The 18,176-nt window shown below is 51.6% G+C and carries 10 protein-coding genes and 1 tRNA gene; 9 read left to right on the forward strand and 2 right to left on the reverse strand.

The window, feature by feature from the left end:
* Positions 1–93: 93 nt before the first annotated feature.
* The 4 genes from HUU59_09960 (at position 94) to HUU59_09975 (ending at position 2,934) form a co-directional block, all read left to right on the forward strand.
* Entirely contained in the window at positions 94–573 is a 480-nt protein-coding gene (locus HUU59_09960; GenBank protein ID NUO19761.1) for a hypothetical protein, read from the forward strand.
* Positions 574–770: 197 nt separating this feature from the next.
* A tRNA-Glu gene (locus HUU59_09965) sits at positions 771–843 on the forward strand.
* A 451-nt stretch (positions 844–1,294) separates the two neighbouring features.
* On the forward strand, positions 1,295–1,939 hold the full coding sequence (locus HUU59_09970; GenBank protein ID NUO19762.1) for a DUF47 domain-containing protein: 645 nt from the start codon (positions 1,295–1,297) through the stop codon (positions 1,937–1,939).
* On the forward strand, positions 1,939–2,934 hold the full coding sequence (locus HUU59_09975; protein NUO19763.1) for an inorganic phosphate transporter: 996 nt from the start codon (positions 1,939–1,941) through the stop codon (positions 2,932–2,934). The genes HUU59_09970 and HUU59_09975 overlap by 1 nt, the downstream gene beginning before the upstream one ends.
* A gap of 74 nt (positions 2,935–3,008) precedes the next feature.
* Here the strand turns inward: HUU59_09975 and HUU59_09980 are convergent, their stop codons facing one another.
* A complete protein-coding gene (locus tag HUU59_09980; GenBank protein NUO19764.1) occupies positions 3,009–4,814 on the reverse strand; it encodes a hypothetical protein in 1,806 nt (601 codons plus the stop codon).
* A 489-nt stretch (positions 4,815–5,303) separates the two neighbouring features.
* Here HUU59_09980 and HUU59_09985 point away from each other — a divergent pair, with 489 nt between their 5' ends.
* From HUU59_09985 to HUU59_10000, 4 genes are all read left to right on the forward strand, one after another.
* The gene (locus tag HUU59_09985) at positions 5,304–7,544 is read left to right on the forward strand and encodes an OPT/YSL family transporter (protein ID NUO19765.1); all 2,241 of its coding nucleotides are present in this window, start codon (positions 5,304–5,306) and stop codon (positions 7,542–7,544) included.
* Between the two features lie 34 nt (positions 7,545–7,578).
* On the forward strand, positions 7,579–9,825 hold the full coding sequence (locus HUU59_09990; GenBank protein ID NUO19766.1) for an OPT/YSL family transporter: 2,247 nt from the start codon (positions 7,579–7,581) through the stop codon (positions 9,823–9,825).
* Positions 9,826–9,964: 139 nt separating this feature from the next.
* Complete coding sequence (locus HUU59_09995; GenBank protein ID NUO19767.1) at positions 9,965–10,453, forward strand: transcriptional repressor; 489 nt, start codon at positions 9,965–9,967, stop codon at positions 10,451–10,453.
* 12 nt (positions 10,454–10,465) lie between these two features.
* The gene (locus HUU59_10000; GenBank protein ID NUO19768.1) at positions 10,466–11,974 is read left to right on the forward strand and encodes a catalase; all 1,509 of its coding nucleotides are present in this window, start codon (positions 10,466–10,468) and stop codon (positions 11,972–11,974) included.
* A 76-nt stretch (positions 11,975–12,050) separates the two neighbouring features.
* Here HUU59_10000 and HUU59_10005 read toward each other — a convergent pair whose 3' ends face one another.
* A complete protein-coding gene (locus HUU59_10005; GenBank protein ID NUO19769.1) occupies positions 12,051–15,698 on the reverse strand; it encodes a fused MFS/spermidine synthase in 3,648 nt (1,215 codons plus the stop codon).
* Between the two features lie 225 nt (positions 15,699–15,923).
* Here HUU59_10005 and HUU59_10010 point away from each other — a divergent pair, with 225 nt between their 5' ends.
* Positions 15,924–18,125 carry a T9SS type A sorting domain-containing protein gene (locus HUU59_10010; GenBank protein NUO19770.1) on the forward strand — a complete coding sequence of 734 codons (2,202 nt, stop codon included), beginning with the start codon at positions 15,924–15,926 and terminating at the stop codon, positions 18,123–18,125.
* Positions 18,126–18,176: the final 51 nt, after the last annotated feature.

Genomic DNA, 18,176 nt, shown 5'->3' on the forward strand with positions numbered 1-18,176 from the left:
CAGATTTCTTACTTTTCGGAGGGAAAGTAAGATCGCCGGAGGTCTCGCAATCCTTGTGGCGAGAGCGGAAACAAACCCATTAGGAGAACAGAAATGAAAAGCACCCATCTTCAATTCAACAAGTCCGCAAGCCTGGTACTATTAATTGCGGTTAGCCTGCTGTTTGCGGTAGGCTGCGGCGAGAACGGCACATCAAACCCACTTTCATCGCAGAGTAACGCCGCAGTGGGCGATGCCGAGGCCACGTTCAGCGCCAAGTTCCCTCCACAGAGTGTGGAACCAATGAGCGGAGAGTATAAGAAGGAATACTGCGAACTGAAGCAGATTGCCTATGTGGATCTGAAGAATGAACTCCGCTGTGATGCAGTCACCGTTCACGTTGACGGTGCCTACTTCACGACGCTGGAACCGAAGGCGGCAATCAGCACATTTATTCCGGCCGGGAAGCACAATATCAGCTTCTCACGTGTGAAGGAAACACGGGTATTGACGTCCTTTCAAGCGCTTCTGGCAGCGTGTGAGCAAGTTGAGTTCAAGACCGGAACGGATCTGTGTGCGGACGCCATTCAGTAGCAGCTTCGGGAGGCATCGGACGCGCCATCCAGCGCTTCCGGTGACAGAAAGGCCGGCACTGCCAAGGTGCCGGCCTTTTTTCTCGGGCGAAGGGTAGAATCAGGAAGGTCTGACCAGTAAGAGTCTGGCGTACCACAGGAGGAAGTCGAATAGAGCTTGACTTACATTGAGGAGAATCTTATATTTGCGCTTCCCTTGGCGCGTTCGTCTAGGGGTCTAGGACGCTGGCCTCTCACGCCGGTAACACGGGTTCGAATCCCGTACGCGCTACTAAAAATCAACGGGTTAGCCAATATGGCTGACCCGTTGTTTGTTTTCAGGAAGATTGAGCTGCTTTTTGGCAGTCAAGCAAGAATGGTAGTTTTTAAGTTACTTTCAATAAAATAAATAATTTAAATATTATTGCCGAGTTAGGTGCAAGTGTCAAGTTGGGGCAAATTATTAGAATTTGATGAGCTTTGTGGTTGACATTGCGGGTGAAGTTGAGCAATTTTAGGAACCTCAGACACCAGTCGAGATTCGCGACTTCGTAAAACGGACTTCAGACTGGACATCCATCCATCTTCAGGTAATCCATCCATCCATCTTCAGGTAATCCATCCATCCACAGCGAAACGACCGGTGGCGAAGGCCATTGAGATGCGCCTACTGCAGGTGAAGATCATGCACCGGAGCCATGTGAAGGCGGACAGACGCGCTTATCAGAACGGCGAATTCCATTATGAGACTTGACAGAATATTGCAGGCATTGCTGCCTCACGACGAGCACTTTTTCAGTTTGTTTGAGGAATCCGCAGCCAACATCCTGCAAGCAACGGACACATTGCGGCAACTTCCTCATGCTTCTCAGGAGGAGCGAATCAAGGTGGTCGAGCGCATCAAGCTGCTTGAACATCAGGGGGATACCGTCACACACAAGATTTTCAACGAGCTTAACGGCACGTTCGTGACCCCGTTTGATCCAGAGGATATCCATGTGCTGGCGTCGGCCTTGGACGACATCCTAGACAACATAGACGGCGGTGCAGGGAGGTTTTTGCTTTACAAGATCAAGAGCTGTCCTCCGGAAATGGCGAGACTGATAGAATGCCTGCATTCATCCGTTCAGGAACTTCAGCACGGCGTCACGCTGCTTCGCAAGCTTACTAAGCCGAACGAACTTCGCACGGTAATTGAGCGGGTAAACGAGCTTGAGAACGTGGCCGACAACATTTTTGAATCGGCCATCGCGAATCTCTTTGAAGAGATCAAAGATCCGGTGGAGATAATCAAACTTAAAGAGATATATGTCGCGCTGGAAACCGCGACAGACCGCTGCGAGGACGCGGCGAACGTATTGGAAACGATTCTTATCAAGCACTCCTGATGGGCGAATTTACCTGGCTGGTTGCGTTCATCATTTTCGTCGCACTGGCCTTTGACTTTCTGAACGGATTTCACGATTCGGCGAATTCCATCGCGACGATCGTTTCAACGCGCGTATTGACGCCTCGCAAGGCGGTGATGTGGGCGGCATTTTTCAATTTAATCGCGGCGTTTTTGTTTGACGTTCACGTGGCGAAGACGATTGGCAAGGGGTTAATTGAATTATCCGCGGTTACAGAGTATGTAATCTTGGCCGGGCTGATCGGAGCAATCACGTGGAATTTAATCACGTGGTATTTCGGCATTCCGTCGAGTTCATCGCACGCATTGATGGGTGGCTATGCCGGGGCGGCGATTGCTCATGCGGGTTTCGGTGCCGTCATCTACTCAGGCTGGACGAAGACCGTGTTGTTCATAGCCATCGCCCCGTTGATGGGCATGCTGATGGGGTTCGTATTAATGGCCACAGTAATGTGGATGTTTCACGATCGGCGGGGATCAAACGTGAATCGTGGATTCCGGCGGCTGCAATTGGTCTCAGCGGCTGCCTACAGCATTGGTCACGGCACAAACGACGCGCAGAAGACGATGGGCGTCATTACCGGGTTGCTGGTCACGTCGGGAGTATTGAGTAGTTTTGAGGTGCCTTATTGGGTGATTATCTCGTCGCACCTTGCCATAGCTGCCGGGACTTTGTTCGGAGGCTGGCGGATTGTGCGAACGGTTGGCCAAAAGATCACAAAGCTGAAGCCATCGGGCGGTTTCTGCGCGGAAACGGCCGGCGCCATTACTCTTCTTGTGACAGCATTTTCAGGGATAGCTGTCAGTACAACGCATACGATAAGCGGAGCCATCATGGGGGTGGGCGCAACACGCCGCGCGTCCGCGGTGCGGTGGGGACTTGCTGGAAACATCGTCATTGCATGGATTCTGACGATTCCGGCATCTGCACTCGTTGGAGCAATAGTTTACTATTTCATAGAAATTTTCGTCTAGTCCCTTTTTGAAATCAAAAAGAGAACGGGTTAACCGGAGCCGGTTAACCCGTTTGCAATTAGAAAACGGAAGGGTCAATCAAGCAGTCTGGCAGAGTAACGCGGCTGCTTGATAAACGAGTCCGGATACTCAAGTTCGCGAAGATAGGTGCCGCCCGATTTCTTCAGTCTTGGAAACAGGAGTCCCCGTCCCAGCGGAAAGGCCGACATACGCTGCTCGACGTCCTCGCGCATTGGATCGGTAAAGCAATAGGTTTCGCGCAGCTTGACGGCACCGGCTTTATCTCCCGCAGCTTTTGTGTTCCCGATGATTCCCAGCAAATCGGCCACAAGCTCATCAATGCGGGACATTCTAAGACGGAACTTCTTCTTGCCGTCTTCCATGACTTCCTCGATACCGCCGTTCATCGAGAAATAGTGCCACATAAGATTACGTGCTTTGACATGGGCTTGTGCGGGCTCGAAGCGAAGGCCACCGACCATGCTGATGACCATGCCATAGTGTCCCGCCTCGGCAGTCTTCATTGAGAAGATTCCCTGCTTGGCCATTTGGGGCATTGCCCACATTCCGAAGAGTTCAGCTCTAGCCTCTTCAAGCGGAGAGTACTCCGCTTCAAGAAGTTCACGAGCTTCCTTTCCCGCATGTTCCGGAGCCATCGCACCGGTGGTGTGACCGAGTTCGTGCAGCGCAGAGTGAATCTGAGTGGCTTCGAACAATGTTGCGCCATATTCTTCAAAGACACCCTTGGGAAGGAACTCGCGGGCGATCATTTCGCCGGAGAGCGCGTGAATCGCCTTACCGGTGTTGCGATAGACGACGTTTACCGACCCGACGTTGTTTACGACCCAATGATCATTGGGAAGAGACTGTGCGACAATGGTCATGGGACTGTTAACATAATCACCGCTCCAGTTCAAAACGTCCACAAATCGCAAATGCGGGAGTTTGTCCTTGTCGATTTGCATTTTGCGATGCTTCCACGGAGCGGTCGCTTCAAGTGCGGGCAGGCGTTCGACCAGTTTTTCAAGCATTCCCTGAGCTTCGTTGTTTGCAACGAGCACGGCGGCGGCGGCTTCACCACGCGCATTTTTCCAGTTATCGAGATAGACTTCGAGTGCTGAGCTGATAATGATGTCAATCGGAGCGCTGCTCTTAATCCACATGTAGTCAGCGATGCGTCTGGATTCGGCAGTGCCGTGGCGCATTTCCTCGATTTTCGCATCAAGATAGAGCTGGAGGCCGATGTGAGAGGTCAATTCGCGGGCCTTCAAGAGGTGGTCAATCGCAGGTTTCAGCGTAGCCCGATACTTCTCTTCGTTAATGCGCATTTCAAGCTTTCCGTTCTTGCGTTCAAAACTTGCATTAACCACATTCGCGTTTTCACCGAGGCCTTTCCACTCGTCCTCGGTCATATCATGGGGATAGAAGCCGGCCTTATCCGGCAGGGCGAGTCCGTCAAAAAAGTAGGGAGCCGCCACGGAGAAGTCCGCTTCCAAGGAGCCGCCTCCAGCTTTTTTCACCAGGTCGCTTACTTCGGCTTTTGACAATCCGAGCAGATGATTCTTGCGCGGAAGCAGACTGTACGGGCTATTCTGGAGATTCAGTATAGTCAGGTAGTTCTTAAGCTGAACATTTTGCTCGACTGAAGCAACATCCAGCAATCGGGTCACAAGACGTTCAATGACAACGGTATTCGAGTCGTACTGATCCCGATATATTGGATTGATGAGGTCGGCAGCTTCGGATAGGTGTCCAAGGACTTGGAGGTCTGCATCAGACAATCCGTTAAGGGAAAACTCAACATGTGCGATAGCTGCGCGGCGCGGCGATTCCCCGGCTTGCTGGTAGGGGACGAAGGTGACAGGTCTAGTGGTTGACAAGGTAGGCTCCGACAGGAAAATGGGGAAAGTTAGTAGGTCAGGAAGTTCAAGATAGCTTTTCTTGGGGAGGCAATCAAGCACGAATCCGTGCAGGATTTCTGTGATTGCAGTTTACTCCTCCGCTCAGCAGCATTTCGCAAAGTAATCAGTGCGCGATGACAGGTCAATTGAAGGAAATACAATTGCTTCTTTATCAGACGAGAAGTGGACGGCGATAGTCTAATTTGGACAGGGAATTTGGTCATTTTGTGTGCCTCTCTTGCTAATGCAATCAGAAGAATGTAGATTTACGAATTCAGTATACTCTTTTCTTTCAAAGAATTGCCGCGTCCGAATAGAGGGATAACTGGCGGCATTCCTTCCACTGATACCACAGCCTTCGGTCCCCACCCTAGACCTACACGGAGAGCCTCGGGGCAGGTTGGCAAGCAGGCCTCCGAATCAATCGTTACCCACCACATTACAATACTCGCATTGCAGAGGTGAATTATGGCTGAGCAGACCCAGATCAAGTCTGTCGAAGAACGGGACCGGGAATGGTACGATCATGTCTATCAGAAAGACGTGCCACAATTAACAGCCCGCGCGGTCATATCGGGCATGCTGTTCGGCGGGTTGATGTCCCTGTCGAATCTTTATGTCGGTCTGAAGTCGGGCTGGGGTTTGGGTGTTGACATCGTCGCAGTCATCCTAATTTTCTCGATCTTCAAGGGCCTCAAGGGGGCTGGACTGGTCAGGCGCGACTTCGGGATGATGGAGAATACCATCATGATGACCGTGGCGGTTGCGGCCAGCTGGATTTCTTCTGCAGGATTGGTTTCAGCGGTGCCCGCTTTGTCCATGCTGACAGGGTATGAGTTTGTGTGGTGGCAGTTGGCGATTTTCATCGGGGGCATTCTCTATCTTGGGTTATTCATGGCGATACCGCTGAAGCGGCAGATGATCCAAGTGGACAATTTGAGATTTCCGGCGAATATTCCGACCGGCGAAACGCTGAAGGCAATGTACTCGAAAGGAACGGAGGCGGTTCAGAAGGCGAAGGCGCTGGGAATTTCCGGCGGATTGGGAATACTGATAGCGGGCTTGCGGGACGGTTTGGGCTGGATACCCGCACAGTTTGCGCTTCCGGTTTCAATTGCAAAGGTTAGTTTAAGCAAGCTTACGTTGACCTTTGAACCGAGCTTAATTTTCATCGGAATCGGTGCGCTGTTCGGAATTAAGATTGGTTTGAGCATGCTGTTTGGTCTGCTCCTGAACTACGGGGTGCTGGCGCCGAATCTTATCAACGACAAAATTATCAAGCACCCTGCGCCTCAGGTCACGGCAGCAACGCTGCTTGCGGCTCCGTTGGTCATTGAACCGGGACAAAGTATCAGCGTGACTTTAGAGGAGGCAAATGCAGGTCCGGAGATGGCAACCGGCAACTCCACAAAACAGCTCAGATACACCTGGTATGAGCAGAAGAACTATACGGCGAATGATCAGATAATCAAAGATCTCAATTCACCGACTTTGGGCAACGGCGAAAAAAACCCGTTTTACGGAGTCATCAGCTTACGGGATACGATAAGCAAGGTGAATGGTGCGGGGGCAAAGGCGCTGTTTTTGGAAGCCACGGCGGCGGTGTTTTGGGAGGCACGGCTGACGATTGACAAGGAGCAATCTTCACCGCAGATCGTGAAGGCGATGGGATTCGAACCGGGACAGACAAGATTTCAGGCGGTCGGCGGATTCCGGAACATCAGCGCCTGGTCATTGTGGCCGGGAGCCACGGTTCTTGTAGTCGGCGGATTGCTTGCTCTGGCATTTCAGTGGCGCACACTTGGGAGAACCTTTGGGAGCATCTTCAGCAGCTTCGGCCGGAGAAAGAATGGTAACGTGAAAGGCGTCTTGGACGATATTGAGATACCGATGAGCTGGTTCGTGCCGGGGTTTGTCCTTACGGGATTGATTTGCATTATTACTCTGACGTTGATGTTTGGTGACTTTGGCGTGGCGTGGTACATGGGATTGATTGCAGTTCTGTTGACGTTCATTCTTGCTGCTGTGGCGGCCCGTGCGGGAGCGGAGGTTGGAATCAATCCGATTGGCGCACTCGGTAAAGTGACACAGTTAACGTTTGGTGTTATATCGGCTGGCAACGTAACCTCGAACTTGATGACGGCCGGCATTACCGCGGGTGCTGCGGCGAGCTGCAGCGACACGATTGGCAATTTGAAGGTCGGTCATATGGTGGGTGCGAATCCTCGCAAGCAGTTCATTGCGCAGCTGTTTGGCGTGCTTGCAGGGGCCATGCTTGCTGTGCCGGCGTACTTTATTCTCGTTCCGGATGTGAGCGCATTGGGCGGGGACAAATTCCCCGCGCCGTCGGCACTTGTATGGATGGGTGTGGCGAAAGTCTTGGCACAGGGATTGAGCACGTTACCACCCAGCGCAGTGATGGCAATGGTGATTGCATTTATCCTGGCGGTTGTGATTGTTGTCGCCGAGAAGATTTGGCCGAAGATAAAGCCCTACACTCCGAATCCGACCGCTCTTGGAATTGCAATGACGATTCCGGCCTATACGAGCTTTGCCATGTTTCTGGGTGCGTTAATCGCTTGGTTCATGGAAAAGAAGGCGCCGAAGGCCAATGACATGTACACGATTCCAACTGCGTCAGGACTCATCGGCGGAGAAAGCATAATGGGTGTGCTTATCGCAGCGTTGATTGCATTTGGGATTCTCTAGGCCGTGAAACCACACTCTTTCAACCGGACACATCATGTCTGACGAACTTCCGATTAAGAAAATGACTCCCGAGGAGCTTGAACGGGAGTGGTACGAAAACGTCTATCGCGGCGACGACATGCCGCAGTTGACGGTACGATCAATCATCATGGGCTCGATATTGGGCGCATTTCTGTCGCTGCAGAATTTATATGTCGGGCTGAAGACGGGCTGGGGTTTGGGAGTGGCGATAACGTCCTGCATATTGAGTTTCACGATTTGGAAATCGCTGCGCAAAGCCTTTCCGCGCTGGATCAGGACGGATATGTCGATTCTTGAGAACAATGCGATGCAGAGCACGGCGTCCTCGGCGGGCTACTCGACAGGCGGCACGATCGTCTCGGCCATAAGCGCCTATTTGCTTGTCAACGGGGTGCATATCGGTTACGGATTGCTGTCTGCGTGGATATTCTTCCTTGCCGTGCTTGGTGTGACAATGGCCATACCGATGAAGCGCCAGATGATCAACATTGAAAGGCTGAAGTTCCCGTCGGGGATCGCTGCGGCTGAAACACTGAAGAGTCTTCACGGAGTAGGCAGTAACGGTGGCGAGTCCAAGTCGGCGAAACTGCTATTCACTTTCGGCGGTACAGGCATCGCGATTGCGGCGATCCGTGACTGGTTCGCGTGGATTCCAGCTTTGTACAATACGTTTGGTTCGCGTCTTGGAATGTACACGATTCAATTTGACGCAAGCATGATATTAGTCGGCGCCGGAGCACTAATGGGAATGAAAGTGTGTGTGAGCATTCTCATTGGCGGCCTTCTCAATTGGGGCGTTCTTGCGCCAATGATGATGGACAAGCAGGTCATAGGTCATCCGTTACCATACATTCGTTCCACACAGGATGTGGCGTTTCCTCTCACAATTCCTGCCGGAAGTGCCCTGAGTCTTGAGATTGTCAAGGCTAAGGGCGATTACTTAATTGAAGACGGGTCGGAGTCGATGGTACTTACGTATCCTTGGACTCAGCAGACGACTTATCCGGAATTGAGCGCACTGGCTGCGGCATTGAACAGCCCGACACTTCCCGACGGCGGTTCGAATCCGTTTTTCGGCAAAGTGAAAGTCATGGAGCCGGAGGACGCATATTTGCGGCGACGCTTTGAGATGCGCATTGACAGCGCATTACGTGATGCGATTTTTGTCGAGTCTTCGCTTGCGTTAAAGGATACGATTCCAAGTTTTGTTTCGGCGGCGCCACTGCTTACACTTGAGCCGGGTTCAAGCAGCACGATGTCTCCGGGAGGATTCAGAAACATCGTGTCATGGAGTCTTTGGGGCGGCGCAGCGTGCATGGTCACGAGCGGTTTGCTCTCATTCGCGTTTGAATGGCGGACGGCTTTGCGCGCATTCTCGGGATTGAAGAGTATTTTCCGACGCTCCAAGCGCAAGGATGAGGAGGATCCGCTGGAACGAATTGAAGTACCCGGAACATGGTTTGCGGGTGGCATGGTAATTGGAACCATTGGAATTGTGCTGCTGGCGTCCGTGTACTTTCTGGTGCCATGGTGGATGGCGCTGCTTGCGGTATTCCTCTCATTCTTCCTTGCGCTCGTGGCCTGCCGTGCCTGCGGAGAAACGGATACCACACCGGTCGGCGCGATGGGAAAAATCACTCAGCTCACGTTCGGAGCAATTGCTCCGAAGCAGATGAACACGAACCTGATGTCGGCATGTATCACGGCAGGCGTCGCGGACTCGGCATCGGACCTGCTGACAGACTTGAAGAGCGGTTACGTTTTGGGTGCCAACGCTCGTAAACAGTTTTTGGCACAGTTCGCAGGTATATTCATCGGAACGGCAGTCACCGTACCGGCGTTTTTTCTTGTCGTGCCAGATGTTTCGATCCTTGGTTCGACGAAATTTCCCGCTCCGGCGGCACAAGTTTGGGCATCCGTCGCTCGACTTCTCTCGAACGGATTGGAATCCCTCCACCCTACCGCCCGAGCAGCACTGGTGATTGGCGGCATCGTCGGTCTCATGATTCCGATGGCTGAGCGGCTGTTTCCTAAATGGCGGCAGTGGATACCCTCGGCAATGGGTTTGGGGCTAGCGTTTGTCTTACCTTTTTACAACGCACTCTCGATGTTTATCGGAGGTGTGATTGCACTAGTATACTCAAGGATGCGTCCCGACAACGCCGAACAGTTTACCGTGGCTTCCGCGTCGGGTATCATTGCCGGCGAGAGCTTGATGGGAATATTCATCACCCTTATGGGTGCCATCGGGCTAATATAGATTCACTTGCTTCATGAAAACCCCTGTCATTTGACAGGGGTTTTTTGTTTATCGTTTTATTTACAAATGTTTACGAGGAATTGATTGTTATGCAATGAATATGTATATTTAATTAAGAATAATTCTTATTTAGTAACCAATGGCAGGTAATGACTTGGCCAAGTCGGAACAAGAGCTAACGCGGTATGCGAACCGATTGAAGCTCGCAGGTGTGAAACTGACACATCAGCGGCTTGAGGTACTGAAAGAGGTGGCTGGCCGGATGGACCACCCGGACGCTTCGTCCGTATATGAACAGGTACGAAAGCGGGTTCCGACAATTTCATTGGACACAGTATATCGCACACTGTGGATGCTGAAGGAAGCAGGGCTCATCACCACTTTGGGTCCAACCCACGACCGGGTGCGATTTGACACAAACACGTCACCACACCATCACTTTGTATGTACGAAGTGCGGCAAGACTGAGGATTTCTATTGTGAAAAGTTTAATGCCTTGGATGTGCCAGAGTCGGTATTGGCGATGGGAGTTGTGACGGCAACGCAAGTGGAGCTGCGCGGTTTATGCGCAGCATGCGCGAAAAACACAGATGATGACCTTAAAGGTCGGAATAGTTTTCAAGAATAAAGGGAAAGAGAAATGTCGGAGACAAAGAAGACCTTGACGACCAGTCAAGGCGCACCGGTTCGCGACGATTTGAACTCCATGACAGCCGGAGAACGCGGCCCCGTGCTTGCACAGGATATTCATTTGTTTGACAAACTTGCGCATTTCGATCGCGAGCGGATCCCGGAACGAGTCGTACATGCCAAGGGCGCAGGCGCCTGGGGTTACTTTGAAGTAACTCATGACGTAACCAAGTACACACGGGCAAAGTTTCTATCGAACATTGGCAAGAAGACGGAGGTATTTGCAAGATTCTCGACGGTAGGAGGAGAAAAGGGCTCGGCGGACACGGAACGCGATCCGCGCGGATTCGCGGTAAAATTCTTTACGGAGGAGGGAAACTATGATTTTGTGGGCAATAACACTCCGGTTTTCTTCATACGCGACCCTCTGAAATTCCCGGACTTCATTCACACACAGAAGCGCAATCCTGCGACCAATTTGAAGGATGCGGACATGTTTTGGGACTTTCTGTCGTTGACTCCGGAGTCAGTTCATCAGGTAACCGTACTATTTTCGGATCGCGGCACACCGTACGGTTATCGCAACATGAACGGCTACAGCGGACACACGTTCATGTGGTACAATGAGAAGAACGAATACGTTTGGGTCAAAATTCACTTCAAGACCGCGCAAGGCAACAAGACCTTGACGCGCGAAGAAGCGACCAAGTTCGCCGGAGAGGATCCTGACTTTGCGACACGAGACTTGTACAATGCCATTGACAAGGGCGACTTTCCGGCATGGAACGTGTATGTGCAGATAATGACTCCCGGGCAAGTCGAGAAGTACCGCTACAATTCATTCGATATAACAAAGGTTTGGCCGCATGCCGATGCACCACTGATTCCGGTTGGGAAGATGGTCTTGAATCGCAACCCCAAGAACTACTTTGCCGACACCGAGCAAGCAGCCTTCTCGCCTGGAACTGTCGTGCCGGGAATCGCACCGTCACCGGACAAAATGCTGCAAGGACGTCTATTCAGTTATCATGACACACATCGTCATCGTCTCGGCGCAAACTATCATTTGATTCCGGTCAATGCGCCGAGAGTGAGCGGCGAGCATAACAATCAACGCGACGGTGCTATGCGGACGGATGACAATGGCGGTGGCGCACCGAATTATTGGCCGAACAGCTTCGGCGGACCGTCTCCCGATGCATCGTACAGCGAACCTCCTGTTCCACTGACGGGTGTCATAGACCGATTTGGCTTCGAACTAACCGAAGACGACTTTGTGCAGCCGGGTGAACTCTTCCGCAACGTAATGACGGACACCGACCGCGCACACTTGATTGGAAACATTGTCGCACACTTGAAGAACGCGCAGGTACGGATTCAGAAGAGGCAAACCGCTCTGTTCTATAAGGTGGACAAGAAGTATGGTGAAGGAGTGGCCAAAGGACTTGGTTTGCGGATTGATGAGGTTGCCGAGTTGGCAGCAATGACTCAAGCCGACCGAGTGAAGGCGACTTTATAGATTCTGTCCTCTTTGGGGCAAACAGAAAGGGGCTTGCCAATACGGCAAGCCCCTTTTTCAATTACTTGTCGGTTGTTCATTCAGTTGCTACGGTACCTGAAGCGACCGGTTTTTCATGGAAGATACCTGATTCCATACGCGCAGTACTTAGTTCATTTGCGTACTTTTCGCTCCCGGGACACAGTTTTGTTGCTTCGCGCAGATACACAACCGCCTGTTCCGGTTCATTAAGCTGCCTATAGTTCAAGGCAAGCTGACTTAGCTGCTCCGCCCTTTCACATCCACTGAAATTGCTTTTTGCCAGCAAGGATGTTGCGCGGAGAATGTTTGCTCTTTGCGAAAGATAAGGCAAGTCGGGACGTTTGCGAGAAGCCACTGTCCATAGGCCGGCGGCGCGATCAATGTCGCCAAGTAATTCATAGATTGCGGCTGCATCGATATAGGCATGAACATCGTCCGGATTAATTTCCGTCGATTGTACATAAAGTTCCGCTGCACGTCGCAGCCTAGCCTCCTCAACCGCTCCGGACGGATCGGCGTCGTTCCAAATTGCCAATGCCTCATCGCAAGTGTGCGGATGTGTGTCATCTGACTTTGCAGGATGATCCATTACAGGAATGACCAGCCGGCTGCTCTCCCAAGTGCGTAACGCACTTGAATCGAGAGCAAGCTTGCTGAACTGCCGATATTTACTCTCGACAGTCAGGTCTCGCGACGTAATTTGAAGAAGCCGCGAGTAGGCCCATGCGGCATCCGCGACAAATTCGTGCCGCTCGCAGAGCATGGCGAAGTTGTTCAGAAGTATTGCGTTTGCAGAATCCATGCTGATTGCCCGCCGCAGCGTATTCACGGCGGCGACTATGTCTCCGTCCGCATATTCTGCGGAAGCGAGACCAACAAGCAGGTTGACGGAATCCGGGAAAGCCGCGGATTTCCGCATAGCTCGAACGCGATTCATTTGAACGGGAATTGCGTCGTAGATACTCTTGGTCGGTTTCAGGTATTTGGCTTGCAGCAGATTCTCAACCGCATCATCGAACTTACCCAGCCTGGCCTGGGCACGGGCGAGATTCAGTCGCGCCACAGTGTGATCCGGGGACAACTGTAACGCGCGGCCGAACTCCGCTTCAGCATCTTGCGGCCGATTAGAGTTCAGGTAGAAAACTCCGAGTGAATTCCTTACAGTCAAGTCATCAGGATTTCTTCCAAGATACAACTCGAAGTGTCTGATTTTCTCGGGACAGGCGTTTATGTGATGTTCAACATTCGCGTCGTACAGCGCAGATTGCTGGGCAACGTAGACTGCTTCGCTGAACTTAGACTGATCTCCGGTCAAGAAACCAGTGTTTAATCTGCGTGCGAGGTCTTCATAGACCGACATTTTGGCCGGGAAATCCCCGGGCACTCCCGAACCGGGATCGATGTAATTGCGAATGGACTCCTGATAGCGGACAATATCCAAGCAATTGTCGATTCCCCGACTATCCTGTGAAACGATGAATTGAGCATACGGCAAATTATCAGTACTTACTTTTTCGAATCCATCGAGCATTCGCGCAACACCGTCTTCACCCAATGCAAAGAAGCTGAGAAACTTCTCGGGACTGTCAATCCCGAACTCGGCGAGGCCCGATTTCTCGTAAAGAGGTTCAAGCCTTTCGCTGAGTTCGGCATAATCTATGTTCAATCTCTCAGGAGTTCCAAGCATGAGGATCTGCGAAGAGCCGTGAATCACCCATACACTCATGTGCGGGAAAGCCGAGCGAAAAGTGTTAAAGATTGTCTTAATAGCGTCGGCAGGCAGCGGAATCAATGCCCATTGACAGAAGATTCCGCCGGGCTTCAGCCGGGACTTCACCAATTCATAAAATTCCTGAGAATAAAGCGTCCACGAATCAAACATTTTGGGATTCGTCGCATCGGAAATGATCATTGAGTATTCCCGATCAGACAAAAGTAAGGCGTTTCGACCGTCATTTACAACTTGATGAAAATTCGGCTGATTGTAAACGTCAAGATTCTCTCTCGTGTAGGCTTCGGCAATGCCTTTGATGTCCGGATTTAGATCGACGCAATCCAGCGACTTTATGTTGGACGCGGTTGCTCCGGCGGACATTCCGGCTCCGAATGCAATCATGAGAGCGTCATCGGGCTCCTCGTGCAATACCGTGGGAAGTAATCCAAGCAGTTTGAACAGTTGAACGTGCCAGAGTCGCGAAGACGCTTCGTTTACTGCGTTGAGGTGAAAGTCCTTGTATCCGAGGTTCTTAAAGTCATACACAACGACATTGGCAATCCTCCCTTCCTGATAATAGACAATATCGGCATAGGGATGCGCCGCCTGGAACAGACTCTTGAATAAATGTTGCGGTGCGGTAATAAAGAGAAGGGCGATAATGCCAACGGCGCCCGCAGCCCAAACTGGCCTCAGCGTGCTTCGTGATACGGCGATAAGCGGCAGGACTGCTGCAATCAGATTTAAGGATGCAACGATCAACACACCTTTATGAAGGCCTGTCAGCGGAAGAAGCACAAACCCGGCGAGAAACGCGCCCAGGATCGCACCGATGGTATTGACTGCGTATACCGTTCCAACACTTGTACCCTCCTTGTTTACTCCTTTTCGGCAAATCTGAATTGCGAGCGGCACAGCAATGCCCATCATAATCGTCGGTGGGAGCATGACCAGTGCGGTCTTGACAAGTGTGAGTGTCTCGTCAAATCGGTTGAAAATCGTTGAGTGGAACAGGCGGAAGATAAACGGTGTGGCAAAGGAGATGATTCCTATGCCGAGCTGCAATATGACGAAAACCGGGATTTGGTGCTTTGAGCGTGCGAGAACACGTGCGTAAAACAAGCTCCCGACAGCAATGCCAATCAGAAAAGTCCCGAGGATTGCTGTAAATGAGTAAATGTTATTGTGCAGGAACATGTTCAGCATCCGGGTCCAGAAGACTTCATAGGCGAGTCCGCAGAAACCGGAAATGGCAATTCCCACGAGCACCATTTTAATAACAAATGGGCTGTAGGGCGATTGCGTGCCCGGTTCGTGCGCAGATGCAGATTCCGCTGCAGATACCAGTGACTTCTCATTGGCACTTTTAGCGAGCAGCCATGCGGCACCCGCGACTCCCAGATTGATAGCCACCGCAATCCACGTCGTGTGCTGCATTCCCAGAAACCGAAGCAGGAAATAGCCACAAGAAAATGTCCCCAGCACGGCGCCAACAGTATTCAGACCATACAGGAATCCGGTTTCACTGCCAATTGTGTCCTCGGATCTCGTGAAGCGCTTGATAAGCACGGGCAGTGTACCGCCCATCATAAACGTCGGTACTCCTATGATGAGGAAGCAAACAAAAAAGCGGATTAGATTGAGACTGACGATGCTGCCTTCGACGGCACGAAATAGATACGTGTACAACGGCATAGCCGCATCAATCACGAACGGAAAGAGCAATGCGAAGATGCCGATTCCTGCTTCGAGAACCGCATAGACCTGCAGCAGTGATCGTGGCTTGCGGTCAATATATCTGCCAAGTATGTAGCTTCCGGCCGCCAGTCCCCCCATGAATGCGGACAACACTGTTGCGGTGGCAAGCATCGTGTTTCCGAACACCAGAACGAGCATTCGAGTCCAGACGATTTGGTAGATAAGGCCGGATACACCCGACAACAGGAAGAGCGAGTAAACCAGTAGTTTGTAGTTTCTATATTCAGTCATATTTAGGACTAATACCACATTTCATTAGAGTGAACGCTCCAAAATAACAAATTGACGTGCAGATAGCAATTTTTGTGGATATTGGCAGCGGAAGTCAGACTATTGTGTTTACTGAGCAAGGAGGTCTGTGCTTTTGTGCGATTGTCACAGAAGCTTGATTAACGCCACTTGAAGCAGTATTTTGAGGTTGATACGATGCCGGGTCATCAGAAATTCGAGGCGGCTATGCGTCACATCGTCTGGGGATTGCTTTCTTTGATGCTCATTTGCTCCGGGGTTAGCGGGCAAACATGGGAATGGCGGACACCGCGACCAACGGGCATGCAGATTTGGGGAATTTCAGCGGTAACCGCGGATACGCTTTGGATGGGTGACCAAGCGGGAATAGTCCACCGGAGCTATAATGGCGGGCGTAATTGGGAGCGGTTGTTTGCACCTGTCCGGGTGCCACGGCCGCTTATTTTTTTTGTGGACAGTGAATACGGCTGGGTTGTTGGAGGTGTCGCCAATGCGGGTCAAATGGGGCTGATCTTGCACACCGAGAACGGGGGCACTACGTGGGTGCAGCAGGCGGCAAACGTATCACATTTTATCAACGACGTCGATTTCATTGACAGGAATTACGGCTGGGTGCTGGCTCGCGCAAGGGCTAACGGTCCAGACATGATTTTGGGAACTGTGGACGGCGGTGACACTTGGGATACGCTATCCGTGTTCACGGGTGCGTGGATTTCGGGCATTGATTTTGTCTCCCCGGATTTAGGGTGGGCTCTTGCCCATGGATCGATTGGAGATACTTGTCAAGTCCTCGTCACATTTAATGGTGGCATAAGCTGGTACAATCAGTACTTTTTCCGCGACACCTACTTTAGCGATGTATGTTTCCTTGACGAGGACAACGGCTGGGCAGTTTCATCAAGCGGAACTCTTCACCAGACAACCGATGGAGGACATAACTGGACCACTCAAAGGCCAGACACGACCGCGTTCGGCTATGCGAAACTCACCTTTGCGGACGCGCGGCACGGCTGGATTGCGTTTGGAGGCAATCACCGTAAAATTCTCTCGACGGATGACGGCGGTGAAAGCTGGTCAACCTATCAAGCAAACTCGGGTATCGGATTAAATATGATGGACTCAGGCGATTCAAGTCACGTATGGGTTGGCGGCAGTTACGGACACATACTGCACTCCGAGAATAGCGGGGGAAACTGGGAGAATCTGAGCCAGAGACTTGATTTAGGGGGTATCGTGGACGGAGTCTTCGTAGATTCCTTACGAGGCTGGCTGTTCGGTTCGCGGACAGTTGATGGAGTTCAGCGTGACGTAATATGGCGGACAAGTGACGGTACGCAGACTTGGGACGATTTGTCGCGCGGGACGAACGACCGCTATAACCTTGGAGACTTTGTGAGCCGTGACACTGGCTGGCTATTGGCGAATACCGGCACGCTTCTTCGCACATACAATGGCGGTGAAAATTGGGAGGCGACGAATGGTCTTGCAGGCTGGAACGTGAGCGCGCTGGACTTTTGGGACAGTTCACATGGAGTCGCAGTCGCAGGACAGACAATCTTAACAACCACCGACGGCGGCAACACGTGGAGCGATTTCTCACTCCTTGACTCTGTCGGATTCAGTGATATTGATTTTGCCGACGCAGATAATATCTGGGCCGTGGGATTCAGGCATATCAGCGATTGGCCGGAACCTGAGAATTACTTGAACGTTCGAGCACACAGCTCCGATGGCGGACAGAACTGGGACATTGAGGTGTTTGAAGATGCGACGCTTGCTTTCACCGAAGTGGAGTTTGCGTCCCAACAATTAGGGTTCATTGTCAATGCCGTGAACAATTCTGTTCTTCGAACAGAGGACGAAGGGGACAACTGGGAAGTTGTTGCGGTCCCGGTCAGCAATGAAGTTAAGAAGCTCATCGCGACGAGCGTGGATAACATCTGGGCTGTCTGGAACTTCAATGAAATCATACAAAGCCGTGACGGTGGTGACACGTGGCAACGTCATCCGGTTATTAACACGGATTGGATTCGCACAATGATGGCAACTGATTCAAGCCATTGCTGGGCAGTTACCATTTACAACTCACTATTCCGTTACGGTTCAAGTGTCTTGGGGGTAGACGATAAGTTAACACCGGTTTCCCCGAATGACTTCAACTTCTCTGTCTGGCCGAATCCGTTTAACCCGACGACGAATGTAGCTTTTGACATACGAGAAAGTGGCCGGGGAACGATTCGGGTCTATGATGTCACAGGAAGGCTTGTCGAAGTACTTGCGGATGACTATTTCCTGGCAGGCCGGCATAGCTTGCTATTCAATGCGCAGAGACTGGCCAGCGGAAGTTACTTTTTAGGATTGTCGATGCCGTCAGGACATAGTGTTACAAGAGTTGTGCTGGTTCGCTAGTCAATGCGTTTCGCTTCAAATCAAGAGGGCTCGCGACGTGCGAGCCCTCTT

This window comes from bacterium (assembly GCA_013360195.1).
Classification (GTDB): Bacteria; Electryoneota; RPQS01; order RPQS01; family RPQS01; genus JABWCQ01.